Origin of the sequence: Corynebacterium sp. H127 (assembly GCF_037482665.1) — a bacterium.
GTDB lineage: Bacteria > Actinomycetota > Actinomycetes > Mycobacteriales > Mycobacteriaceae > Corynebacterium.
In genome coordinates, this window is record NZ_JBBHKY010000008.1 from 78,868 (window position 1) to 102,706 (window position 23,839).

Annotated in this window: 22 protein-coding genes; 19 read left to right on the top strand and 3 right to left on the bottom strand. The window is 60.3% G+C overall.

The window, feature by feature from the left end; all coding sequences use genetic code 11:
• Positions 1-17 precede the first annotated feature (17 nt).
• The 11 genes from trpB (WG936_RS09465) (at position 18) to WG936_RS09515 (ending at position 11,122) form a co-directional block, all read left to right on the top strand.
• Complete coding sequence (gene trpB / locus WG936_RS09465; RefSeq protein WP_339564808.1) at positions 18-1,232, top strand: tryptophan synthase subunit beta; 1,215 nt, start codon at positions 18-20, stop codon at positions 1,230-1,232.
• The gene (locus WG936_RS09470; RefSeq protein WP_339572775.1) at positions 1,229-2,578 is read left to right on the top strand and encodes a chorismate-binding protein; all 1,350 of its coding nucleotides are present in this window, start codon (positions 1,229-1,231) and stop codon (positions 2,576-2,578) included. Before trpB (WG936_RS09465) ends, WG936_RS09470 begins: the two co-directional genes overlap by 4 nt.
• Positions 2,575-3,090, top strand: coding sequence for an anthranilate synthase component II (locus WG936_RS09475; RefSeq protein ID WP_339564806.1), 516 nt, complete (start codon positions 2,575-2,577; stop codon positions 3,088-3,090). The genes WG936_RS09470 and WG936_RS09475 overlap by 4 nt, the downstream gene beginning before the upstream one ends.
• Complete coding sequence (trpD, locus tag WG936_RS09480; RefSeq protein WP_339572776.1) at positions 3,087-4,094, top strand: anthranilate phosphoribosyltransferase; 1,008 nt, start codon at positions 3,087-3,089, stop codon at positions 4,092-4,094. Before WG936_RS09475 ends, trpD begins: the two co-directional genes overlap by 4 nt.
• Positions 4,081-5,418 carry a bifunctional indole-3-glycerol-phosphate synthase TrpC/phosphoribosylanthranilate isomerase TrpF gene (gene trpCF / locus WG936_RS09485; RefSeq protein WP_339572777.1) on the top strand — a complete coding sequence of 446 codons (1,338 nt, stop codon included), beginning with the start codon at positions 4,081-4,083 and terminating at the stop codon, positions 5,416-5,418. Before trpD ends, trpCF begins: the two co-directional genes overlap by 14 nt.
• A complete protein-coding gene (trpB, locus tag WG936_RS09490) occupies positions 5,415-6,587 on the top strand; it encodes a tryptophan synthase subunit beta (RefSeq protein WP_339564803.1) in 1,173 nt (390 codons plus the stop codon). Before trpCF ends, trpB (WG936_RS09490) begins: the two co-directional genes overlap by 4 nt.
• The gene (gene trpA, locus WG936_RS09495; RefSeq protein ID WP_339572778.1) at positions 6,587-7,363 is read left to right on the top strand and encodes a tryptophan synthase subunit alpha; all 777 of its coding nucleotides are present in this window, start codon (positions 6,587-6,589) and stop codon (positions 7,361-7,363) included. Before trpB (WG936_RS09490) ends, trpA begins: the two co-directional genes overlap by 1 nt.
• Before the next feature lie 126 nt (positions 7,364-7,489).
• Positions 7,490-8,263 carry a MerR family transcriptional regulator gene (locus WG936_RS09500; RefSeq protein WP_339572779.1) on the top strand — a complete coding sequence of 258 codons (774 nt, stop codon included), beginning with the start codon at positions 7,490-7,492 and terminating at the stop codon, positions 8,261-8,263.
• Entirely contained in the window at positions 8,247-9,089 is an 843-nt protein-coding gene (locus WG936_RS09505; RefSeq protein WP_445227810.1) for an ABC transporter ATP-binding protein, read from the top strand. Before WG936_RS09500 ends, WG936_RS09505 begins: the two co-directional genes overlap by 17 nt.
• A 152-nt stretch (positions 9,090-9,241) precedes the next feature.
• On the top strand, positions 9,242-10,678 hold the full coding sequence (locus WG936_RS09510) for a hypothetical protein (RefSeq protein WP_339572780.1): 1,437 nt from the start codon (positions 9,242-9,244) through the stop codon (positions 10,676-10,678).
• A 90-nt stretch (positions 10,679-10,768) separates the two neighbouring features.
• Positions 10,769-11,122 (top strand): Rieske (2Fe-2S) protein, encoded by a 354-nt coding sequence (locus tag WG936_RS09515; protein ID WP_339564887.1) that lies wholly within the window; start codon positions 10,769-10,771, stop codon positions 11,120-11,122.
• Positions 11,123-11,156: 34 nt separating this feature from the next.
• Here the strand turns inward: WG936_RS09515 and WG936_RS09520 are convergent, their stop codons facing one another.
• On the bottom strand, positions 11,157-12,242 hold the full coding sequence (locus tag WG936_RS09520) for an NADH:flavin oxidoreductase/NADH oxidase (RefSeq protein WP_339564798.1): 1,086 nt from the start codon (positions 12,240-12,242) through the stop codon (positions 11,157-11,159).
• Between the two features lie 83 nt (positions 12,243-12,325).
• Between WG936_RS09520 and WG936_RS09525 the strand changes: the two genes are divergently transcribed.
• Both WG936_RS09525 and WG936_RS09530 read left to right on the top strand, forming a co-directional pair.
• A complete protein-coding gene (locus WG936_RS09525) occupies positions 12,326-13,303 on the top strand; it encodes a bile acid:sodium symporter family protein (RefSeq protein WP_339564797.1) in 978 nt (325 codons plus the stop codon).
• Positions 13,304-13,350: 47 nt separating this feature from the next.
• A complete protein-coding gene (locus WG936_RS09530) occupies positions 13,351-13,674 on the top strand; it encodes a hypothetical protein (protein ID WP_339564796.1) in 324 nt (107 codons plus the stop codon).
• 30 nt (positions 13,675-13,704) lie between these two features.
• Here WG936_RS09530 and WG936_RS09535 read toward each other — a convergent pair whose 3' ends face one another.
• Both WG936_RS09535 and WG936_RS09540 read right to left on the bottom strand, forming a co-directional pair.
• Positions 13,705-14,319, bottom strand: coding sequence for a YqgE/AlgH family protein (locus WG936_RS09535; RefSeq protein ID WP_339564795.1), 615 nt, complete (start codon positions 14,317-14,319; stop codon positions 13,705-13,707).
• Positions 14,320-15,768: a CCA tRNA nucleotidyltransferase gene (locus WG936_RS09540; protein ID WP_445227952.1), complete on the bottom strand. Its 1,449-nt coding sequence runs from the start codon at positions 15,766-15,768 to the stop codon at positions 14,320-14,322. It lies immediately after the preceding gene.
• A 57-nt stretch (positions 15,769-15,825) separates the two neighbouring features.
• Between WG936_RS09540 and WG936_RS09545 the strand changes: the two genes are divergently transcribed.
• From WG936_RS09545 to trxA, 6 genes are all read left to right on the top strand, one after another.
• On the top strand, positions 15,826-16,662 hold the full coding sequence (locus WG936_RS09545) for an NUDIX hydrolase (protein ID WP_445227953.1): 837 nt from the start codon (positions 15,826-15,828) through the stop codon (positions 16,660-16,662).
• On the top strand, positions 16,659-18,911 hold the full coding sequence (locus WG936_RS09550; RefSeq protein WP_339572782.1) for a hypothetical protein: 2,253 nt from the start codon (positions 16,659-16,661) through the stop codon (positions 18,909-18,911). Before WG936_RS09545 ends, WG936_RS09550 begins: the two co-directional genes overlap by 4 nt.
• 79 nt (positions 18,912-18,990) lie before the next feature.
• Positions 18,991-21,762 carry a murein biosynthesis integral membrane protein MurJ gene (locus WG936_RS09555; RefSeq protein ID WP_339572783.1) on the top strand — a complete coding sequence of 924 codons (2,772 nt, stop codon included), beginning with the start codon at positions 18,991-18,993 and terminating at the stop codon, positions 21,760-21,762.
• Between the two features lie 134 nt (positions 21,763-21,896).
• The gene (locus tag WG936_RS09560; protein WP_339564791.1) at positions 21,897-22,445 is read left to right on the top strand and encodes a sigma-70 family RNA polymerase sigma factor; all 549 of its coding nucleotides are present in this window, start codon (positions 21,897-21,899) and stop codon (positions 22,443-22,445) included.
• An 88-nt stretch (positions 22,446-22,533) separates the two neighbouring features.
• A complete protein-coding gene (gene trxB, locus WG936_RS09565) occupies positions 22,534-23,457 on the top strand; it encodes a thioredoxin-disulfide reductase (protein WP_339572784.1) in 924 nt (307 codons plus the stop codon).
• A gap of 17 nt (positions 23,458-23,474) precedes the next feature.
• Entirely contained in the window at positions 23,475-23,798 is a 324-nt protein-coding gene (trxA, locus tag WG936_RS09570; RefSeq protein ID WP_339564789.1) for a thioredoxin, read from the top strand.
• The last annotated feature ends 41 nt before the right edge of the window (positions 23,799-23,839 follow it).

Genomic DNA, 23,839 nt, shown 5'->3' on the forward strand with positions numbered 1-23,839 from the left:
GTAGAGAGCGAACAACAATGCGAAACACCCTTCTTCCAGCGTACTTCGGACAGTTCGGCGGCCAGTACGTTCCCGAGAGCCTCCTCCCAGTACTCGATGAGCTGGAACAAGCCTATGTCGATGCCATGGCGGATCCGAGCTTCCATGAAGAACTAGCGGATCTTTATCAGAACTATCTTGGGCGGCCGACCCCGGTGACGCTGTGCCGCAACCTGGGTACTGAGAATGCCAAGATTTATCTCAAGCGGGAAGACTTGGTGCACGGTGGCGCACACAAGGGTAACCAGGTGGTTGCGCAGGCCTTGTTGGCACAGCGCCTAGGCAAAACCCGACTGATTGCGGAAACCGGGGCAGGGCAACACGGCACCGCGACGGCGATGGTGGCGGCCCTGTTTGGAATGGACTGCACCATCTACATGGGCGCCAAAGACATCGCCAGGCAGCAGCCGAACGTGTACCGCATGAAGCTCATGGGCGCGGAAGTAGTTCCCGTGGCCGAAGAGGAGGGTAATGGCCTGGGCAACGCCATCGACGTCGCGTTGCAGGACTGGGTCGATTCCTACGAGACCACGCACTACTTGCTTGGCACCGCCGCCGGCCCACACCCATTCCCAACCATCGTGAAAGAATTCCAGGCTGTCATCTCACGTGAGTCGAAGCCACAGATGCTGGAACACACCGGAGCTTTGCCAGACGTGGTGGTTGCAGCCGTGGGCGGCGGCTCCAACGCCATCGGCGCTTTTGCCGAGTACCTAGAAGATGCTGATGTTCAGCTCGTCGGTGTGGAACCCGCAGGTGAAGGGCTAGACACTCCGCGTCACGGCGCTCCGCTGTGCCGGGGGACCATCGGCATCTTGCATGGTTCTCGGTCCTACGCCATGCTCCACGAGGATGGCAGCGTCGGTGTTTCCCACTCGATCTCCGCCGGACTGGACTACCCGGGGGTGGGACCAGAGCATGCCCATCTGCTGGAGACCGGACGCGCACAGTATGTGGGCGTTACCGACACCCAAGCGCTTGAGGCACTGCAACTGCTCGCACGCAAGGAGGGCATCATCCCGGCTCTCGAGTCCTCCCACGCCTTGGCCTACGCCCTGCAACTGGCGGAACAGGCTACCGAACCAGTGAATATTCTGGTGAACCTTTCCGGTCGTGGCGATAAGGATGTGGACTACGTCCGGACGATTCTGGAAGGCAGTGGGGTCGACGAAGCAATTGCGAAGCTCTCATGACTGTGTCAACCATCCCCTACGAGGATGCGGCCGCAATCTACGCGCGCTACCGCGGGCCGCATACCGCGCTCCTCGAATCTGCTGACCTGCACAAGCGCCCGCTCAAGTCGCTTGCGATCCTCCGAGCTAAAGCCAAGTTGACCTGTATCGGGGACACCGTCACCGTGGTGGCGCTCAGCGCAGGCGGAGCGGAAATCCTGCAGCTGTTGGATCAGCAACTGCGTGCCTACGGCCGCGACGGGAAGTACACTTTCCCGCGTTCGACAGCGCTCGATGAGCGTGACCGCCTCCGCGAACCCAGTTCGCTGCTGCCACTGAAGCTCTTAGAGGATAGCGAGCTGCTGATCGGCGGTTTCGCATTCGATTATCTGGAAACCTTCGAGGATCTCCCGCGGGTACAGGAGGGCCACAACACTTTCCCCGACTTCGAGTTCCTGGTGGCGGAGACGTCGCTGCACATTAACCACGCCACGCAGCGAGCAGAGATTCGGGGCCACATCCCGCCGGAAAGCAACCCGGAGAACAATCCGCCGGCCGAAACGGTACCCGACGCGGTGAGCGATGAGCTTTTCGAGGAGTGGACGCGGCAGCTCCAAGAGCATATCCATGCCGGTGACATCTACCAGGCCGTACCCTCCCGCGCTTTCTACCGTCCCTGCGGCGATGCCTTCGCGGCTTATCTCAGGCTCAAGGACTCCAACCCGAGTCCCTATCTGTTCTATCTGGAAGGGGAGGATTACCAGCTTTTCGGCGCCAGTCCGGAGTCTTCACTGAAGTATGATCCGGTGTCCCGTGAGATCGAGCTGTATCCGATCGCTGGTACCCAACCGCGCGCTGATTCGCCGGAACAAGACACCCGGCTGGAGTTACTCTTGCGCACCGATGCCAAGGAGATCGCGGAGCACACGATGCTTGTGGACCTGGCTCGCAATGATCTCGCCCGTGTCTGCACTAATCGTCAAGTGACGAAACTAATGGACGTAGATAAGTACTCCCGAGTCATGCACTTGGTGTCCCAAGTGACCGGAACTTTGGCTCCAGACTTGGATGCACTCGATGCCTACCGGGCCTGCATGAACATGGGCACTCTGACGGGGGCACCGAAGATTCGTGCCACTGAGCTGATCCGTGACTTGGAGGGGGAGCGGCGCGGCAGCTACGGCGGCGCGGTCGGTTACCTGCATCGGGGCGCGATGGATACCTGCATCGTCATTCGCTCTGCCTTCGTCCGCGATGGCCTCGCCGTTGTGCAGGCAGGCGCGGGCGTAGTACGTGACAGTGTGCCCGCCAGCGAGGCAGCTGAGACTAGGCACAAGGCGCGCGCAGTAGTGGAGGCGTTGCAGTGATTGTTCTCATCGACAACTTCGATTCCTTCACGTACAACCTTGTCGACGCCATCGGCGATGCCACCGTCGTCCGAAATACTGTCACCCTGGAACAGCTCCGCGCATTGCGGCCCAGCGTCATCGTGCTCTCGCCGGGACCCGGGCGACCCAACATGGAGCCGATCATCCAGGAATTTAAAGGCAAGGTCCCCATCGTGGGTATCTGCCTCGGCTTCCAAGCGATCCTGGAGCATTTCGGCGGCCACGTCCACGAGGTCGGTCCGGTGCACGGCTTCCGGGACACCCTCACCTCAACGCACCCGCTTTTCGACGGCCAATCCGTGGCCCGCTATCACTCGCTGGGTTGCACCACTTTGCCCGCGGGTCTTGAGCTGCTCGCGGAATGTCAGGGCATCGTCATGGCCGCCCGCTCTACTGAACATTCAATGATCGGCCTGCAATTCCACCCCGAATCCATCCTGACGCCCAACGGGCAGCAGCTCCTCGAATTCTGTTTGGAGTGTTTCACGTGAAACTATACGAATTCCTTGACAACCCCCATCCCACCGTCGAAGAGGCACGCGCCGTCTTCGAACCGCTGACCATCGGCGAATACGAGGACGTGCATATCGCCGCCTTGCTTGCCACCATCCGTACCCGCGGCGAGACGCTGGCAGATGTCACCGGTGCAGCCCTCGCATTCCTGCACGCCGGTCGGCCATTCCCGATCACGGGGGAGGGGATCTTGGACACCGCGGGCACCGGCGGAGACGGTGCCAACACCATCAACATCACCACCGGCGCCTCCCTCCTGGCAGCGGCCGGCGGCTGCACGCTGATTAAGCACGGCAACCGTTCCGTCTCCTCGAAGTCTGGGTCCGCGGACGTGTTGGAAGCGCTCAACATTCCGCTCGACCTCGACGTGGAACGCGCAGTCAACCAGTTCCGTCATGCGAATTTCACCTTCCTTTTCGCCCCTGCTTATAACCCGGCTGTCGCACACGTCCAGCATGTCCGACGCGCGCTGAAGGTTTCCACGCTCTTCAACACGATGGGGCCCTTGCTCAGTCCCGCGCGTCCGGAGCTGCAGCTCATGGGTGTCGCCCGGCCAGAGCAGGGTGAACTCATCGTCCAAACGATGCGTGAACTGGGACGTCGTCGCGCGCTGGTCGTGCACGGTGCCGGCACCGACGAGATCGCCGTCCACGGGCCGACCCGCGTGTGGGAGCTAGCCGACGGCGAGATCCGCGACTACACGGTGACGCCGGAAGAGTTGGGCGTCGGCACGCATGCGCTCTCTGATCTGGCCGGCGGCAATGGGAAGGAAAACGCCCGTCACCTGCGCAAGGTCTTTGCCAATGCAGCGCCCCGGGCACACCGGGATGCGATCGCCGCAAATGCCGGCGCCATGTTCTATCTTGCCGGTAAGGCGGACAGCCTGAAAGCAGGCACAGAGCAGGCGCTGGAGCTGCTGCGAGACGGTACGGTTCAGAATTGGCTCGCTCGCCACGAGGAGGCGGATTATGGTTCTCGATGACATCGTTGCCCAGCGGCGGACACATATGGCTGCAATAGCGCAGCTAGTGGCAGGTAAAGTGCTCATCCCATCCACCCGCTCGCTAGAGGAGGCGCTGGCGCAGCCGGGCCCGCAGTTCATCATGGAGTGCAAGTCCGCATCCCCCTCGCTCGGGCAGATCCGCGGAGACTACCGGCCGCGCGAACTCGCTGAGGTGTACTCGCGCTATGCCGCAGGCATTTCCGTGTTGTGCGAACCGGAGTGGTTTCATGGCGACTACGCCCACTTGGCTGCTGTAGCTGCGTCGACCCACTTACCGGTGCTGTGCAAAGACTTCATCGTCGATGAGGTCCAGATCCGCGCCGCTCGCTACTTCGGCGCGGACGCGGTGCTGCTGATGCTCTCTGTGCTTAACGACGCCGAGTACCGTGCACTCGCAACCGCAGCTGCCGACTTGGGACTCGATGTCCTCACCGAGGTGGTCTCCGAATCAGAAGCGCAGCGCGCTAATGAACTGGGCGCCCGCATCGTGGGGATCAACCACCGCGATCTCTCTGATCTCAGTATTGATCTCGGCCGCTCGGCACGTCTTGCCCCCTTGCTCGATGCCTCCGTAGTGATAGGGGAGTCCGGCATCCGCTCGAACGCGACGATCCGTGCCATGGGTTTCCTGGACGGCTTCTTGGTGGGATCTCATCTCTCCGGTAGCTCTGACGTCGAGGACGCGGTCCGAGCGCTTGTCTATGGCGAGCACAAGGTCTGTGGCCTCACCCGGCCGGAGGACGCTCAGGCGGCCTTCGCTGCAGGCGCCCGCTATGGCGGTGTGATTCAGGTAGCGGATTCCCCGCGCAATGTTTCACGTGAAACAGTGGAGAGCATCATGGCTGCGGAGCCCGGACTGCACTATGTTGCCGTTAGCCGCACGCTCGACTTCGATCCCACCGGATTTAGCGCTGTTCAGCTGCACAGCACCAATGGCACGCTAGCCGAAGAACGAGAGATGATCGCCCAGGCCCGGGCCACCGGACTCCAGGTGTGGCGCGCCATCGATATGACCCAAGAAGCCGGCCCAATGCTTGCGCTGGCCTTGGCTGGGGACGTCGATAAGCTCGTACTCGATACCGGGAGCGGAGGCACGGGGCGGACCTTCGACTGGTCCGCAATCCCGGCAGAGGTCAAGTCCAAGTCTCTCCTCGCCGGCGGATTAACTCCCGGCAACCTCGTCGCAGCGCTGCAGGTCGAAGCAGCGGGCCTCGATCTCAATTCCGGTTTCGAATTCGAACCGGGCCATAAGGACGCGGCAGCCTTAGTCGCGGCCTTCCACACCATCAAGGAGCACCAGTGATTTTGCCAGCATATTTCGGTGAGTTCGGCGGGCAATACGTGCCCGAGGTGCTCATCCCAGCCCTCGACCAACTCGAAGCGGCCTTCGTGACAGCCCAGAGTGACCCTGAATTCCACACGGAGCTCAATGGACTGTTGCGGGACTACTTGGGCCGCCCCACCCCGCTCTATGAATGCCGTAACCTCGGCACCGAAAACGCGCGGATCTTCTTGAAACGCGAGGACCTGGTGCATGGCGGCGCCCACAAGACCAACCAGGTGTTGGGGCAAGCGTTGCTTGCCAAGCGCATGGGCAAAACCCGGATCATCGCAGAAACGGGTGCCGGGCAGCACGGCACCGCCACGGCACTGGCCTGTGCGTTGCTGGGCCTCGAATGCGATGTCTACATGGGTGCGCACGATGTGGCCCGCCAGCAGCCTAATGTGTACCGCATGGAGCTCATGGGAGCTCGCGTCATCCCGGTAGACACCGGCTCCGGCACTCTCAAGGATGCAGTCAACGAGGCACTGCGAGATTGGACCGCCACCTTCAACGAATCGCACTACCTGCTCGGTACCGCAGCCGGCCCCCACCCGTTCCCCACCATCGTGCGTGAATTCCACCGAGTGATTTCCACCGAGGCGAAAGCGCAACTGCAAGAGAAGATCGGTGGGCTGCCGGATATGGTGGTAGCGGCCGTGGGTGGCGGTTCTAATGCCATCGGCATCTTTGCGGATTTCATCGATTGCCCAGAGGTGGAGCTGATCGGCGTTGAACCGGCAGGCGAAGGCCTGGACTCCGGCAAACACGGCGCCACGATCAACGCCGGCAACATTGGCATCTTACATGGCGCTCGCTCCTACCTGATGCGCACCGCTTCGGGCCAAGTGGAGGAGTCCTACTCGATTTCCGCCGGGCTCGACTACCCGGGTGTGGGACCGCAGCATGCCCACCTGCATGCCACCGGGCGGGCCACCTACGTTGGCATCACCGATGCCGAAGCCCTGGCCGCCTTCCAGCTGCTTGCACAGCAGGAGGGCATCATCCCGGCCCTGGAGTCCGCCCACGCCCTCGCGTACGCCCTGAAGCGTGCAGAGAGCGCTACTGAGCCCACCACAATCCTCGTCTCGCTCTCCGGTCGCGGCGACAAGGACATCGATCACGTCAAGCGCACCTTGGAGGCCAACTAATGGACCGCTACGCACAACTCTTCGCCCAGCCCGGCGGCAAGTTTGTTCCCTTTGTCATGCTGGGCGACCCCGGGCCTGCTGAGTGTCTCAAGATCATCGATACCCTCATCGCGGCCGGTGCGGATGCGCTCGAGCTTGGCATCCCGTTTTCGGATCCGGTTGCGGACGGGCCGACCATTCAACGTTCCCACCTGCGTGCCAGCGCAACTGATGTGCACGCGGCGCTTGACCTGATCGCACAGATCCGGGCCAAGTACCCAGCGCTGCCGATCGGGCTCTTGGTCTATGGCAACGTGGCCTTTTCCTTGGGATTCGACGAATTTTACGGCGCGGTAGCAGCAGCCGGCGCGGATTCCGTCCTGATTCCCGACGTACCAGTTCGTGAATCGCGACTCTTCCGGAAAGCGGCGCGGCGCCACGGCGTGCAGCAAGTATTCATCGCCCCGCCACACTCCAGCCTAGCGACGCTCACAATGGTGGCGGAGCACTCCGAGGGGTACATTTACGCGGTGTCCCGCAACGGGGTGACGGGCACCGAACGCGAAGCTTCCATGGCATCGCTGTCTGATGTGGTGGCCAACGCAACCACACCTGTGCTGCTCGGATTCGGCATATCCACACCGGAGCACGTGCGCGCTGCGATCGAATCCGGCGCCAACGGGGCTATCGTCGGCTCTGCGCTGGTCAAGCTCATCGAGCACTATGAGGGCGAAGAACTGCTACTTGAGATGGCTGCCTTCGCGCGCGAGCTGAAGGCTGCCACGGAAAGCCGCTAGCGCCTGGGGCGTCGATAAGCGGGCTGCACTTTGCTTGCTTTTCGACGCCCCTTGCCGTGGTTTCACGTGAAACCATCCGCATCTAACCCTTGACAGTGACGTAACGTCACAGCATGTAATAGGGATGTGCGAATCAAAGAATTGGCTACCACCGTTGGCACCACAGTCCGTACTGTTCGGCACTATCACCAGGTCGGACTGCTGCCGATCCCACGCGGCACTCCGCGAGAATACACCTTTGAGCATTTAGTGCGGCTAACGAGGATCCGGCATCTGGACGATTCCGGCCTCTCCCTGGCACAAGTCCGCAAACTGATCGAACCTACTTCGGTCAACATCCACGAAGAGCTAGCGGCCACTAAGACCGCAATCGACGAGCAAATCGCCGTGCTGCAGCAACAGCGACAGCGAATCGATGAACTCCTTGAGCGCTCGAACGCTGTGGCCCCGAGCGCAATCCCACTTCCACAACGGGTAACCAACTTCTACGTGAAATTGCTAGCGCGCGAAGAATCCCCGGAGCTGCGCAAAGTAATCCACCGCGAACAGCGGATGGTGGAAGTGCTCTCACACCTCGGGTTCCTGGACAGCTTGGAATACCTCTGGCTAGAGCAGCCCTCAGACGAGTACATCGAAGTCGCGCTGCGAATGTTCCGCTCCTTTCACTCGATAAGCAGCATGTCCCCGGAGGAAGCAGAGCAGGAGATCGACGCGATGATGGCCGAGCACATCCGTGAGTCCGGATTCAAACCACAGGATATGCCAGAGATCTTCGAGCGTTTCTTCGCCGTACCCGGCGCCTTCCAACTACTCACTTTGGCATACCCGCACCCCAATCAAAAGCTTTACATCAGCAAGTTCATAGACACCTATCTAGGAGGACATAGTGGACACCATTAACATCACAGACCTGACTGTGGAATTCGGAAATTTCCGTGCCTTGGATGGCCTTTCAATGGCCGTCGATAAGGGCAGCATTCACGGCTTCCTCGGACCTAACGGCTCCGGAAAGTCGACCACGATCCGCACCCTCCTCGGCCTGCTCCACCCGAAGTCAGGATCCGTGAGTGTGCTAGGGGAGGACCCGCGCGCTCACCCCGAGGTACTCAAGCGGGTGGGCTATGTGCCCGGCGACGTCACGCTCTGGCCCGGCCTCACCGGTGCCGAGACTTTCCGCGCGCTGGAGAGTCTCCGCGGGATACCGAGCAACCGCAGCAGGGAGGCCGAGCTTATCGACGCCTTCGACCTCGACCCCACCAAGCGAGCCAAGAGCTACTCCACCGGCAACCGGCGCAAGGTCTTGTTGGTGGCGGCGCTCAGTATCGACGCCGAGTTGCTCATCCTCGATGAACCAACCGCTGGCTTGGATCCGCTCATGGAACGGGAATTTCAAAATCAGCTCCGTTTGGAACACGATCGAGGGGCTGCAGTATTGCTATCTAGCCACATTCTCAGTGAGGTGGAAGCCCTCTGCGATTACGTCACTGTGATTAAACAGGGTAGGGCAGTGGAATCCGGCAAAATCGAGACTTTACGCGAACTCGCCGGCCACCGAGTCTCCGCAACAGTCAGCGGCAGGCACATCGTAGAAACCCTCCCCGAGAGCCAAGTCGGTAGCCTCCTCGAGCAGCTGCTGCGCCAGGGGGCGAGCAACATCTCCGTCACCACGGCCAGCTTGGAGGAGACCTTCCTCAAGCACTACGCGGACAATGAGGTAGTGAAGTGAACGCCTTAAAGTATGCCCGAATCCAACTCCGACTCAATCGAACATTCCTACTTGCATGGCTTCTCCCATTATGGTCAATACCTGCAATGTTCCTTCCCGCCTATTACAGCTACTATCCCAGCTTGGAATCTCGAGCTGGACTAATTCAAGGCATGCAACTTAGCCTCGGCATGCGCGCCATGTATGGCAAGCTCTACAGCCCCGGCACGCTCGGACAGCTCATGGCATGGGAAGGCGCCGGTTGGATAGTCATTCTCAGTTGCGTGATGATGGTCCTACTCACTTTCCGCTGTTACCGTCGAGCCGAGGGATCCAGCCTCGGTGAGCTTCCCCGCGCCACCGGCATTCGAAAGCTCGATATCGCAGGGGGCACGCTGCTGCTGCTCGGCGGAGTCGCCTTCACTTTGGGCGCCGGAATCACGGCGGTCTTGCTGGCGTTGGGGTCCTACTATGGAGAAATTTCCACCTCTGGCGCCTTCGCCTACGGTACGGCTGTTGGCCTGGCGGCTCTTGGTACTGGTGTACTCAGCGGCGCCCTCAGCCTGCTATTGGCCTCTGAACACTCACTGGCTCGAGTTGGGATGCTCACAGTCGGGGCGGGCTTCATGTCGCGTGCTTTTGCTGACATCAAAGGCTTGGACTTCTTCAACTGGATCACCCCCTTAGGCTGGTTTGGTCTCGTGCGGCCCTTTACTGAAGACCGCTGGTGGGTGCTCCTCACAGTCGCAATTGTCACTGCCACTATTGCCGTCCTATGGCTCCTGGGGGAGCGGGACCGAGTCTTCGGCATGGGCATTCTCCCCGTGAGAGAAAATCACGCCCCCAAACAACGCCAAATTGAATCCGGCTGGAAACTCAGGCGCATTTTGGATCAAGGCTTCCACTACACCTGGGTTATCACAGGCTTCACCCTAGCCGCCTTTATGACCAGTCTTAGTTCCTCCGCCAATGACATGCTCGGCGAGGACGAAACCACAGGGAAGATCTTCAAAGATATGTTCGGGGACGCTGACCTCGAAGCCGCATTCTTGGTCTACATGGCAGACTTTCTTGGGATCATGTTGGGAGTAGCGGCCGTAGCCAGCGTCCTGAAGATCCGGGCGGAGGAGCGGGATCGCCACGTGGACCTTCTACGCTCCAGAGGCATCAAGCGCGAGCTACCCATGCAATTGCAGGCGGCCAGCAGTATTGCGTTCATCCTGAAGATCATCCTCGCCACAGTATTCGGTAGCATCCTCGGGGTGCTAGCAGTGTCGAAGCATCCTGAAGAAATGTGGCAGCTTGCAGCGTCTGCCAACGCCTCCCAAGTGGCACCCATGCTGGCGCTAGCAGGTCTCACAGCTCTTTTGATCGGACTGTGGCCACAGCGATCCTGGGTGGCCTGGCTTCCGGTGATGTACTCCGGAACTGTCACTATCATCGCTCCGCTGTTTAAGGCACCACAGTGGCTGCTAGAGAGCTCCGCATTCGGCCACTCCATCCACACCGATGACACCTCGGCCTGGCCTGCCTGGATCGTATTGCTCGTGGTAGGGGCAGTATCCTTCGTTCTAGCGTGGGTCTTTGCCGCTAAGCGCGCCATCACCTAACCCACACTCGCTATTGGCCGCAGAGCCCTGGGAGAGAGCATACTTAGAGGTATGACTGACTCCCAGGGTTCCTTTTCTTGTAATCGTCGGATGTTCCTCGTTGCCACTGCCACGACCTTCGCTGGCGCCGTGCTCGCTGCCTGCGGCCAAGGCAAAGGCAAAGTCGAAGGAATTGCCGCGAGCGATGTCCCGGTCGGAAGTGCGATCGAGATAGACGGTTTCATCATCGCCCAGCCCACCGCAGGTTCTTACCGCGCCTACAGCGCCACATGCCCACACCAGGGCGCCCTGATTGAAAAGTTCCACGAGGGAACTGCCATCTGCACCAAGCACAACTCGGTGTTCAAACTGGAAGATGGCAGCCCGATCTCCGGACCTTCACGGGGTGCCCTCATGCCTGCGAAGCTCTCCGCCGAAGGGACTCAACTCAGCGTCCAGAAGTGATGTTTCACGTGAAACATCACGCGAGGAACTTCGCTTAGCGCCAGGCCCCGCGGGCGTAGCTAGCGGGATATCCAATCTCTTCCGCTGAAGCCCCCAGTTCATGAGCCGCTCGCAGTGGCCAATTCGGGTCTCGCAGTGCGGCGCGCCCAATCAGTACCGCATCCACATCACCGTTCTGCAAGTAGTCCTCAGCCTGCTGCGGCTCAGTAATCAGCCCCGCACCTGCGGTGATGATCCCCGTTGCGGCGCGGATCTTGGCTGCCAACTCCGTCTGATAGCCAGGTGCCACTGGGATCTCCGCTGGCACCAGACCACCACTGCTCACGGAAAGTACATCAACGCCGGCCTGCTGCAAGAGCTTGGTCAGCTCAATCGTTTGGGAGAGGTCCCAAGAGGCCTGGTCAGACATCCAATCCGTAGCAGAGACCCGAACCAAAAGCGGCATGCCTTCTGGGATCGAATCGCGGACGGCAGCGATGACGTCGAGAAGCAAGCGCGTGCGGTTGGCAAAGGTGCCGCCGAAGTCATCGATCCTGGTGTTGGACAGCGGAGAGAGGAACTGATGCAAGAGATAGCCATGGGCGGCATGAATCTCTACGGCATCGAACCCCGCCGCCACTGCATGGCGAGCAGCGGCGGCAAACTGCTGAGGCAGCCCGAGGATCTCCTCATGGGTCATTTCCCGTGGCGTCTCCAGCCCCTCCATTGCAATCGCGCTAGGGGCGAGTGTTTCCCAGCCGCCTTCTGCTGGCGGCATGGTTCCCGCCGGAAATCCAGGAAGAGCAGGGTAAGTGGATGCTTTCCGGCCGGCATGCCCGATCTGGAGCGCCATTTTGCTGCCTTGTTCGTGAGCAAAGGAAACGATCGGGTGCCACTTGAGAATGTGCTCTGGGGACCAGATTCCCGCGTCACGGTTGCTGATCCTGCCTTCCGGCGCGATGGCAGTCGCCTCTGCAATGATGAGGCCGAACCCTCCCGCAGCACGAGCACCATAGTGCATGAGATGCCACAGGTTCGGCGTCCCGTCGAGCGTGTCCACTTGGTATTGGCACATCGGCGCGAGCCAGACGCGATTTTTGATTTCCAAATCGCGAATGGCAATAGGTTCAAGAAGATTCATAAGTCGCTATTTTATGCTGACAAGCCAAGAAAATCTTAATGGTTTCACGTGAAACAACCATGGGTTCTTCCTAGACTGTCGGTATGCCCAAGTTGTGGAGAATCAAAAAGCCCAAGATAGACGTGCTCATCGTGCTGATCATCCTCGCGGTGGTCGTCGCCATCATCGCGCCAGTATCGGGCCGAAATGCCGAGCTGTTTTCCATCGCCACTTCTATCGCGATCGCCCTGCTCTTCTTCCTCTACGGCGCGCGGCTGTCACCCGCCGAGGCATTCGAAGGATTCAAACACTGGAAGTTGCACCTCACTATCCTGGTGTTCACTTTCGTTGTGTACCCGCTCATTGGACTAGCGATGATGCCGCTCCGCGACATCCTGCCCTCCGGCATGTATGACGGCATCTTGTATATGACACTCGTGCCCTCCACCGTCCAATCCTCGGTCGCCTTCACCTCGATCGCCGGCGGAAATGTAGCCGGATCCATAGTCAGCGCTTCGGCTTCGAACCTGATCGGAGTGATCCTAACCCCACTGTTGGTGATGCTGACTATGCAGGCCGGGGGAGGGGTGACGGTAGACAGCGGTGTCTTCATCGACATCGCAGTGCAGCTCCTCCTGCCATTCATACTCGGCCAGCTGGCACGAAAATGGGTGAAGGGGATCGCCGCCCACAAGGCAACTAAGGTGGTCGATCGCGGCTCAATTACGATGGTGGTCTATTCCGCCTTCTCCGCCGGAATGGTTTCGGGCGTATGGCAGTCTGTCACCGCAATGCAGATCATCGGTTTGGCGCTGTTCTCGATTTTCTTGGTGATATCCATGCTGGCCCTCACCCGATGGATCGCCGGCTTCCTCGGCTTCAATCAGGCCGATCGCATTGCAATCGAGTTCTGTGGCTCAAAGAAGTCCCTTGCCACCGGCCTCCCCATGGCTTCAGTGATCTTCGGCACGGGCAGCCTCGGCATGCTGATTCTTCCCCTCATGATCTACCACCAGCTGCAGCTGATGATTTGCTCTGTGCTTGCCTCTCACTACGCACAAAGAAGATTGCTCGACTCCTAACAACTTGCACTCGGCAGCCACTCCGACGCACACTAGGTCACGTGAACATGATCCACGTGAAAACCACATTGCGCGTCCCGGGAGTGGCTGTTGTCATTCATCTCGCGGAGCTGGAGCCTCTCGAGGGCTCGCCACTATGCCGCCCCGTACGTCTGCTGGAGGCTACCGCGGAGGGCAGCATTACGGGCGCTTTTCGACGCGCATCGGCGCAGCACCCCGCAGCCTGCGTCAACATGTCCAGCCCACCCCAGCAGTTGATCCCGCATCCAGACTCCTGGGGTCAACTCGAGGACATCGAAACTGAGATGATTTCGGCCGAAGAATTCGCTGCGCTCTGGCTGGAAGCGGAGGCTAAACTACCCCTACACTAAAGCGTCACGTGACGATACGCTTAGAAAGGGCTAGTTATCTTCCAAGTCGCTAGGGAAGGTGGCAAACAGCGGCAGTGGCATCGGCTGCCTCCGCAGAATCTCTGCCCATAGGTCTACCGCGCCCGGAGCGATCACATCGGAGGCCAACGCAGGAGTGGCATACCAGTAGCCCTGGCCGAGCTCTTCCTCCAGCCGATCGCCCTGCCACTCTAGGTAGCCGGCGAACAGCCGCACGGATTCCACATACTGCTGGAGCTGCGCTAGCGGGGCACGCAGATCTACTACCACGATGCGATGCGCGAGATAGCGCAAGAACGGTGCGCTTGCAATGTCCGCAGGGGTGAGACCGGCCTTCAGGACTCCCAGTGCGACCACGGAGTCCAAGTTCTCATCGCCACCCACGTAGAAGGCCTGCGGGGCGGCAACGAGTGGTACTAGCTGCTCCATGACATTTGCCACCGCAACATCACCGCGTTTGTTCAGCGTGATCCCCAGGGTTCGTTCCGGCGTCTGCTCCACGATCAACACTGCGGTACGGGAACGGAAGTCCAGATCGATGCCCGGAGCTGCGAGCAACACGCTACCGGGGGCGATATCCCCAAGCTCGAGAGCTCGAAACAGCCGGTCGGCAAAGAAGTCCTCCATTTATTGTTCCTTCCACCAGGCAAGCAGTTCACGTTCTGCCTCGGCCGGATCAAGCGGGCCGCGTTCTAAGCGGAGCTCCTTGAGGAACGCCCATGCCTTGCCGACCTCGGGACCCGGCTGCAGGCCCAACAGTTCCATGATCGCATTTCCGTCGAGGTCAGGACGGACCTTTGCCAAATCTTCTTTGGCGGACAGCTCGACAATGCGCTCCTCCAAATTGTCATAGGCGCGACGAAGCCTGGCCGCCTTCTTCTGGTTACGGGTGGTGCAATCGGCGCGCACTAGTTTATGCAGCCGAGGTAGCAACTCACCGGCATCCGTGACATAGCGGCGCACCGCGGAGTCGGTCCAGGCATCCTCGCCATAGCCATAGAAACGCATATGCAGAAATACCAGCTGGGAAACATCGGCCACCATCTGCTTGGAGTACTTCAGCGTGCGCATTCGCTTGCGGACCAGCTTCGCGCCCACGACCTCGTGGTGGTGGAAGGTCACCCGGCCGTCGACAAACGCGCGGGTTGCTGGCTTACCGCAGTCATGCAGCAGCGCTGCCCACCGCAGCACCAAGTCTGGCCCGTCTTCTTCTTGGTCCATGGCCTGACGCAGCACAGTCATCGAGTGCGCATAGACATCCTTGTGTTGCAGGTGCTCGTCGGCTTCCATTTGGATCGCGGTGAGCTCGGGCAGCACATGCGCGGCGATACCGCTGGCAACTAGAAGGTCAAACCCGTCCCACGGGGCAGCACCGGCCATCAGTTTGTCCAGCTCCACCTGAATACGTTCTTTGGTGATTCGGTTGATCTCCGCCGCCATATCGCTCATGGCTTCCTGCACGCGCGGTGCGACCGAGAACCCGAGCTGAGACACAAAGCGCGCGGCACGGAGCATGCGCAGTGGGTCATCGTGGAAGCTTTGCGACGGCAGGGCAGGGGTATCTAGTACGCCCGCTTCCAGCGCCGCCAATCCATTCAGCGGATCATGGAAATTCAGCTCGCCTGCCGGACCAATCTCAACGGCCATGGCGTTAAGGGTGAAGTCTCGGCGAATAAGATCGCCCTCTAAACTATCGCCGTATTCCACCACGGGGTTTCGGGAATCGCCGTCGTAGGCGTCAGCACGGAACGTGGTGATCTCAATCTGCTGCCCATGCTTCTCCGCTGACAGCGTGCCAAAATCGATGCCCGTATCCCACACCACATCGGCATATTCGTCCAGAATCGCCCGGGTTTCCTCGGGGAGGGCGGAGGTGGTGAAGTCCAGGTCATGACTCAGTTTTCCCAGCATGGCGTCGCGGACGCTACCACCTACAAGGTAGAGGCGGTGGCCACGGGCGTCGAAAAGCGCAGCCAAGGGTGCCAGCGTGCCCCGGAGCTCCTCAAGTGCGCTGGTAGCGCGCGCGAGCATGCCAAGGCGGGCGGTCGAATCAAGTTCTGCGTTCACCTGGCACATTCTACTTGTGGCCCCGCCGGGAACCAATCCTCGTGTGAGACGCGGTGGCAGGATACGATGTTAAGGATGACTGACCAGCAACGGCCGAGCGCCGAAACCCCGAAGCCTAGGCGACGTGGCTCACAAGGTGCCGCCGCGTCCCGGGGTGGCGAAGCGTCCACCGGCCCGGAAAAGCAGGGTCAGGAAAAGTCAGCAACCGAGGGCTCGAATAAGCGTCGGCGCCGCCGCCGTGGCCGCCGCGGTGGGGCCAATAAACCCGAACAGGCTACGCCACGCACCGAGGACGCACAGGAGGGTGGCCAGCGTCGTCGCGGCCGTCGCGGCCGACGCCCGAACCGGGACCAACGCACGAAACAGCGCACCTCTCAGCGCTACCCCGAGCGCTCCCACATGCAGACCAATGATGAAACCTCAGCGGGTGGCCTGGTGGTCAGTGGTCTCGCTGAGGCTGTTGACGACGCCGGGAACGTTGACCTCGCCAAGATTTATGTCGCCCTCATCGGTCGCCTCGATCGTCGCGGTCGCCTCCTGTGGTCGATGCCAAAGGGTCACGTCGAGCCAGGGGAGAACCGCGCCGCCACGGCAGAACGCGAAGTCTGGGAAGAAACCGGCATCCATGGCAAGGTTTTCGCCGAACTGGGCGTGATCGACTACTGGTTTGTCTCCGAAGGCACCCGCATCCACAAAACAGTGCACCACCACCTGCTTTCCTACGTGGACGGCGACCTCAACGATGAAGACCCCGAGGTAACCGAAGTAGCGTGGGTGCCAGCGAGCGAGCTCATCGAGCGTCTTGCTTATGCTGACGAGCGCAAACTCGCGCGCATCGCACACGATCTCATCCCAGATTTCGCCCGAGCAGCGAAAGCCGAGGGAAAGGCAACCCCCCGGTGAGGGCTCCGCACTGGTTGCCCAAGATAGCCGGGATCGCCCTCGCCGGCTCCTTGACCACCCTTCCTATGGCGGGCGCGGTACCGTTTCCGCTCACCCCCGCAAACCCCGAAATCGCATTGCAGTGGGCGAACCCGGAGGTCCGCACCCTAGACACGCAGTCACTAGTGAGCTCGAGTATCGACCATATCGAGGGCAACACCATGACCGTCACACTGGTCAATAAGTCGGGCGTAGCGTTGAGCGATGTCAACGTGCGCACCCAACGCGGCGCGCCTGTCTCCTCAGTCACTGCGGGAAGCTCGGCGCTGGCCGCCGACCAATCCTATTACGGGATTGCGGCGTCCTTCCACAGCCTCAATATTGACCTGGCCCCGGAAGAAAGCTACACCTTCACCACTGAGATCCCGCTCGAAGAACTACAGCTGGAAGAGCCCGGGGTATATCCGCTGCTCATCAACCTCAATGGACAGTTGGGGGCCGGCGGTCAGCAATATCTGACATCACAGCGCACCCTCTTCCAAGTCGGTGACCTGCCCAAAGCGAAGGAACAGTCAACTACTCCGGTGAGTATGCTCATCCCGGTTACCGGACTCACCAACATTCTGCCTGGTGAAACTGGGGAGGCTCCTAATGATCCACCGCTAGTCCTACAAAGCGAACAATTCGCTCAAGACCTCGGCCCCGATGGGCGCCTTACCCAGCTATTGCAGGCCTACGAGACGAACAATTCCAGCAGCTGTCTCGCCGTTGACCCTGAGGTGGCCGCCACCGCCGAGCGCATGTCTCACGGCTACCAAGTTGCGGAGGGGCGCAAGAACCCAGTTGCGCGTAAACCCCGCCTGCGCGACTCCTGGGGTTCTAAAACCGAGGAGGTCCCGGGTGTTCCTGGCACAGGCGCACAAGATGCCGCACTATGGATTGCTCAGCTACGAGGCATTGCCCGCGAAGGTGGCTGTATTGTGCCCTTGCCATGGGCTAACGCTGAGCTTAACGCGGTAGCTAAGACTGGGAACAACACTTTGATGCGCGAAGCGCTCACCCGAGGCGAGAATAAGCTGAATCAAGTGCTGGGCGTGCCGGTCGATTCAACTGTGATCCATCCCGGTTTCGGTTACCTGGAAGACCGCGCCCTGCACAGCATCGACGAAACGCTCACAAAGCCGACGAGTGTGCTTGTCGCGGACAATACGATTTCGGCCCCGGTGACCAAGATGAGCGAGCGGCTCACCGCGGTGGGCTATCACTCCGAGCTTTCGGCGCTGCTGGCAACAATCGGCGATACGCCGGCAACAGCTGGCTATGCCAACCAGTGGGAGCGCTTTGATTATCGACTCGACTCCGCGGTAGCACGTCGAACTAGCGCAGCGGCCGGAGTCTCCTTGGCCGTGGCAGAGAGCGAGCGTCCACTGCTGATCGTGCCACCACCGGATCTGCAGGCCGAAGATCTGCAAGCGCTACAGCAACGTGTCCACCAGCTCTTTGACAGCGGGCGCGCGACAGCAATTTCCCTACCCGAGTACATTGCACAAGCCCCGACGGGCGCCCCGGAGGTCAGTGCTGCCGGCGCGGCCAACAGTGGCTCTCCCTTCGCAGACCCGACGGTAGTCACCGACACCGAGATCTTGCGCGCCGGGCAACAAGCGAAGAACATTGATGATCTGACGAACCTCACCGTTCCGGAACCGACGATCGCGCTTACTCCGACAGGGTTCACCAACCCATTGCGCTATGACATCTTGCGCGCGCTGTCTACCAACGGACGCCGCAGCATCGGTAGCTACGATTCTCGGGCTCAACTCACTGACGAAATCCTCAACCGCAACCGCGACATCCTGCAACAGCTGCGTGCTTCCGTGGTACTGCTGCCTCCAGGCAACGTATACACCCGCACCTCTGAGTCCTCTCCCTTGCTCATCGTGGCCGAGAACGGCTTACCCCTGCCAGTTGATGCTCGCCTAGGCTATTCGGGTCCGGAAGGAGCCTCCATTACGGTCGCGGAATCCCTGAAAATCCCGGCGCGAGGCTCTATCACCACGCAGATGATGGCCGATCTCCCCGAAACGAAGGGCCGCACGGATCTCACCGTCTGGTTGGCCACCCCAGATGACACCCGAATCAGCGTTCCAGTAGAAATCGGCGTGCAGACTCGCTCCGGAGTACTTGGCAAGGGTGGCATCATCACGCTACTTCTCGGTGCGCTCGGTTTTGCGATGTTTCACGTGAAACGACGTAGATCTCGTCGCATTTAGGCTCGTTGTATCGTGGTTTCGCGTTGGAGAAGGGCTAAACTCTTGCTTTTACCCCCGATCCCTCCAAGAATGGGCAGACGTGGACTCTTTGAATTCCCAGACTCAACCGCAGGGCCAACGCTCACGCATCGTCGCTCCGGCTCCACCCGCACCCACCGCGGAGCCGGTACGGAGAAAGGCGCCAGCTTCTGAGCCTGTCGACGACCGCTCCTTGCTGCTCCATGACCCCGCAACATCACCGGCAGTTCCAGTAGCCGACGGGGCGGAACCGTCGGATGCCGACCTTGTCCGATCCACCGGCTCTATGGCCGTCGCCACGCTGATTTCTCGCATCACGGGCTTCCTGCGCAACGCGATGATCGTGTGGACGCTGGGCGAGGCGATCTCCTCTGCATTTAATACAGCCAACACACTCCCAAACCTCATCACGGAGATCGTTCTCGGGGCCGTGCTCACCTCGCTGGTGGTGCCTGTCCTGGTTCGTGCGGAGAAGGAGGATGCCGATAGGGGAGAGGCGTTCATCCGACGGTTGTTTACTCTCGCAGCGGCATTGCTAATCTTTGTCACCGTCACCTCCGTTGCCACGGCGCCGTTACTGACTGCGCTGCAGCTTCGTTCCGATGGTCAAGTGAACCTCAGCCAGGCCACCGCCTTCGCTGTCTTTCTTCTGCCACAAATCTTCTTCTATGGTGTGTTTTCGCTCTTCATGGCGATTTTGAATACCAAGGGAATCTTTAAACCCGGTGCCTGGGCGCCGGTGGTCAACAACCTCATCGCGCTCGCAACCCTGGCTGCCTATTGGCTGCTGCCCGGACACTTGGATCCACAGCAACCGGTAACGCTGTCTGATCCGCATGTCCTGTTGCTCGGACTGGGTACTACTTTCGGCGTGATTGTCCAGGCAATCATTTTGTTGCCGTACCTCCACAAGGCTGGGGTCAATCTGAAGCCGCTGTGGGGCATTGACGATCGCCTCAAGCAATTCGGTGGAATGGCGTTGGCGATCATCGTGTACGTGGCGATCTCCCAGGCTGGTTACATCGTGACCACCCGCATCGCCTCCGGTGCCGATGCTGCGGCTCCAAACATCTACCAGCAGTCCTGGCTGCTGCTCCAGATGCCCTACGGCATCATCGGTGTCACCCTGCTGACCGCTATCATGCCTCGCTTGTCCCGGCGCGCTGCGGAAGGGGACGACGCTGGCGTGGTCGCCGACCTAACCTTGGGCACCAAGCTCACCTTCCTCGCCCTGATCCCGGTGGTGGTGTTCTTCACCGCCTTCGGCACCTACATTTCCATCGGCCTATTCGCCTACCTTGAGTTCTCGCTAGCGGCTGCCACTACGCTCGGCTGGACGCTGTCCTTCTCCGCGTTCACCTTGATCCCGTACGCGCTCGTCTTGCTGCATCTGCGCGTCTTTTACGCCCGCGAGGAAGCCTGGACCCCAACGTTCATCATCGCCGGGATTACGCTCACCAAGATCATCCTGTCCTACCTGGCCCCCGTCATCTCGACCTCCCCGGAGCGCGTTGTGGTGCTGCTCGGCGCAGCCAATGGATTTGGTTTCGTCGCTGGTGCGGTGATCGGTGGCTTCCTGCTACGACGCCACCTCGGCTCGCTCAATGGTCGCGATGTTTTGCGATCAACGCTCTGGGTCACCGGAGCCTCCCTGGTCGGCGCCCTGGCTGCTTGGATCTTGGATCTCGCCCTCAAGACCCTTTTGGCTCAGCTCTGGATCCAGTTCGGCTCCGCTGGATTCCTCGTACGCACCGCCCTCATCGGATGCTTCTTCTTGGCAGTCACCATTGCGATCCTGGCCAAGTCCCCGCTGGAGGAGGTGCAGCGTTTCCGCGATGTAGTTAAGCGCAAGCTCGGCCGGGCGACGCCAAGCCAGGCGGCAGAAGTGTCGCTAGCAGTCGCCGCCACCGAGTCCACCCCGATCCCTGCCCCGATGTCCGCCGGCCTGGTGCAACCGCCACGGCTGCTGCCGGGCGCTCCGGTTCTCGACGGCCGTTTCCGCCTCCTGAAGTCCTTCGGTGTAGCAGGGGATGAAACTGTAACAGCTAAGTTCTGGCAGGCCAAGGATCTCACCTCCGGCCGCGATGTGGCCTTGACTTTCGTGGATACCGCCGGCGCCTCTGCGGCCGCCTCTGCTGGTGCTGCCGCTGAGGTCACTCGTCGCACCCGTAAGCTTGCCGAGCTCGGCCATCCTGCAATTGCTGATGGCATCCAAGTGGTTGCCTATCGCGCCGGGTGCCTCGTCATCGCAGACTGGGTCCCCGGATCCGCGCTCCGCGCCGTAGCCGAGTTGGGGGAGGCCAACCGAGATGCGGCAGCGCTAGCCCTTGCCCCGCTCGCTGATGCCGCCGCTAGCGCCCATGCGAAAAGCCTGCCATTGGGTATCGACGCCATCGACCGGGTGCGCATCAATTCTGAGGGCAGCGCAGTGCTGGCTTTCCCAGCGGTGCTCGCCTGCAACAGCCCCGAACAGGATCGTAAGCAACTCGTGCTGGCTTTCACCCAGTTGGTGCGCGACGAGAAACTTGAGCCTGCTGAAGCAGCCACGGTGGCGGCGCGGCTGCGGGGCGAGTCGGAAGTCCCGGAGACGGAATTGCTTCCTACGGTCGTCGAGAAGCACCCGGAGCCGGATGCCCTCGCGGGCTTTGGCGCTAAACGTTTCTCCCGCACGATGACGAGCATGCTGATCGGCATTTCCATCACCTTGGTCGCGATCATCGCGGTCCTCACCGCCTACCTGATGGGCGTAGTGGGCGGCTTCCGCAGCGATTCACCTGTGCGGGTGGACTCCGATATTGTGCATACTTCTGTGATACCTACTCCAACCAGCTGATTTAACGCCACAACCGAAGCGCTTGGTCAGAGTTATCCCCAGCCGGGATAGCCCTCGCCAAGCGCTTTCTTGTGGCCCGGGGCACAATAGTGATTGCAAGGGGGAAACTTTAATAACACGGGGGAATAAGCACCATGACTGTGTGCACCGATCAAACATTGGTGTCCAATTACATTGGTGGCGATGAACAGGCCTTTGCCGAAATCGTCCACCGCTATCACCACTCGCTGTGGTGGGCAGCCCGGCGGCAGGTCAACACTGACCACGATGCCCAGGACATCTTGCAAGAGGCGCTGTTTCGCGCCAGCCGGACCATGCACATGTTCCGTGCCGACTGCAGCCTAAAAACCTGGCTCCACCGCCTGGTCAGCAACGCGAGCTATGACTTCCGCAGGTGCCGCTACCGCAGCGCCGAACTGCTGCTTATCGACGACGAAGCTGCCGACATCCCGCAACGGACTTATGACCCATTGAGCGCACTCGACCTCACCTTGACACTGTCCAACGTGTTGCTGCGCCTGAATGAGAATCAGCGCAGGGTATTGCTCATGGTGGACCTGCTCGGCTTCACTGTCCGCCGCGCCGCAACTGACCTCGGAGTTTCTATAGGAACCCTGAAATCTCGCCGCTCCCGCGCGATGCAACACCTGCGGGCACACCAAGCAGAGCTGGTGGGAATGTAAGTCGCAGCACCGATGTTGAATGGGACAATGAGAGCGCTAAGCTGGTTGGCCTAGGCGAATACCCAATTCGAATGAAAGTTGTTGCACCATGAGCGAAACCCCTGTCCACGACGTTGCCATCATCGGTTCCGGTCCTGCGGGATATACCGCAGCGATTTATGCGGCGCGTGCCGAGCTGAAGCCAATCATGTTTGAAGGCATCGAATTCGGCGGTTCCCTGATGACCACCACTGAGGTGGAAAACTTCCCTGGCTTTGCCGAGGGCGTCATGGGCCCAGAACTCATGGAGCAGATGCGCAACCAGGCAGAGCGCTTCGGCACCGAAATGCTCATGGAGATTGTGGACAGCGTCGAGCTGGAGGGTGACGTCAAGAAGATCTGGGTGGGGGATGACCTCTACCAGGCTCGTACCGTGATTCTCGCGATGGGCGCGGCGCCGCGCTACCTTGGTGTTCCTGGTGAGCAGGAGCTGCTCGGCCGGGGCGTTTCCTCCTGCGCCACCTGCGATGGTTTCTTCTTCCGCGACCACGACATCGCCGTCGTCGGTGGTGGCGATTCCGCAATGGAAGAGGCGACCTTCCTGACCAAATTCGCCAAGTCCGTGACCATCGTGCATCGCCGCGAGGATTTCCGTGCTTCCGCGATCATGCTCGAGCGCGCAAAAGCTAACGAAAAGATTAAGTTTGCCACCAACAAGGTGGTGTCCCGGGTACTTGGCGAGTCTTCCGTGGAAAGCTTGGAACTCAAGGACACGGTCACCGGCGAGGTTTCCGTGCTTCCCGTTACCGCGATGTTCGTGGCCATTGGGCACGACCCTCGCTCTGCCCTGGTGCAGCCTGCCGTCAAGACTGACGAGTCCGGCTACATTGTGGTGGAAGAGCCTTCCACGCGTACTAACGTGCCGGGAGTGTTCGCTGCAGGTGACATTGTGGACAGCCACTATCAGCAGGCTATTACCGCTGCTGGCTCCGGTTGCCGCGCTGCGATCGACGCAGAGCATTACCTCGCTTAACGCTTTAGGAGTATCGCATGAGCAACGTCATTAATGTCACTACCGACACTTTCCGGAGTACGGTCATTGACTCTGAGAAACCTGTCCTCGTGGACTTTTGGGCCCAGTGGTGTGGCCCGTGTAAGAAGCTCGGACCAGTGCTGGAAGAAGTAGCCGAGGAGCTCGGTGACGCAGTCACCGTAGCCAAGGTCAATGTGGATGATGAACGCACCCTCGGCGCGCTGTACCAGATCATGTCGATCCCAGCTGTGATGATTTTCAAGGGCGGCAAAAAGGTCGACGAGTTCTTGGGTGTGCGCTCAAAGCAAGAGATAGTCGCCAAGCTGAACGCTCAGCTGTAACTGGTAATCTAAGACACCTAAAGATCTACATTGATAGGAGA

Coding starts and splice junctions, on each gene's coding strand:
- trpB (WP_339564808.1), top strand. CDS start 18: ATGCGAAACACCCTTCTTCCAGCGTACTTCGGACAGTTCGGCGGCCAG.
- WG936_RS09470 (WP_339572775.1), top strand. CDS start 1,229: ATGACTGTGTCAACCATCCCCTACGAGGATGCGGCCGCAATCTACGCG.
- trpCF (WP_339572777.1), top strand. CDS start 4,081: ATGGTTCTCGATGACATCGTTGCCCAGCGGCGGACACATATGGCTGCA.
- trpA (WP_339572778.1), top strand. CDS start 6,587: ATGGACCGCTACGCACAACTCTTCGCCCAGCCCGGCGGCAAGTTTGTT.
- WG936_RS09510 (WP_339572780.1), top strand. CDS start 9,242: ATGCAACTTAGCCTCGGCATGCGCGCCATGTATGGCAAGCTCTACAGC.
- WG936_RS09515 (WP_339564887.1), top strand. CDS start 10,769: ATGTTCCTCGTTGCCACTGCCACGACCTTCGCTGGCGCCGTGCTCGCT.
- WG936_RS09520 (WP_339564798.1), bottom strand. CDS start 12,242: ATGAATCTTCTTGAACCTATTGCCATTCGCGATTTGGAAATCAAAAAT.
- WG936_RS09525 (WP_339564797.1), top strand. CDS start 12,326: ATGCCCAAGTTGTGGAGAATCAAAAAGCCCAAGATAGACGTGCTCATC.
- WG936_RS09530 (WP_339564796.1), top strand. CDS start 13,351: ATGATCCACGTGAAAACCACATTGCGCGTCCCGGGAGTGGCTGTTGTC.
- WG936_RS09535 (WP_339564795.1), bottom strand. CDS start 14,319: ATGGAGGACTTCTTTGCCGACCGGCTGTTTCGAGCTCTCGAGCTTGGG.
- WG936_RS09540 (WP_445227952.1), bottom strand. CDS start 15,768: ATGTGCCAGGTGAACGCAGAACTTGATTCGACCGCCCGCCTTGGCATG.
- WG936_RS09545 (WP_445227953.1), top strand. CDS start 15,826: ATGTTAAGGATGACTGACCAGCAACGGCCGAGCGCCGAAACCCCGAAG.
- WG936_RS09560 (WP_339564791.1), top strand. CDS start 21,897: ATGACTGTGTGCACCGATCAAACATTGGTGTCCAATTACATTGGTGGC.
- trxB (WP_339572784.1), top strand. CDS start 22,534: ATGAGCGAAACCCCTGTCCACGACGTTGCCATCATCGGTTCCGGTCCT.
- trxA (WP_339564789.1), top strand. CDS start 23,475: ATGAGCAACGTCATTAATGTCACTACCGACACTTTCCGGAGTACGGTC.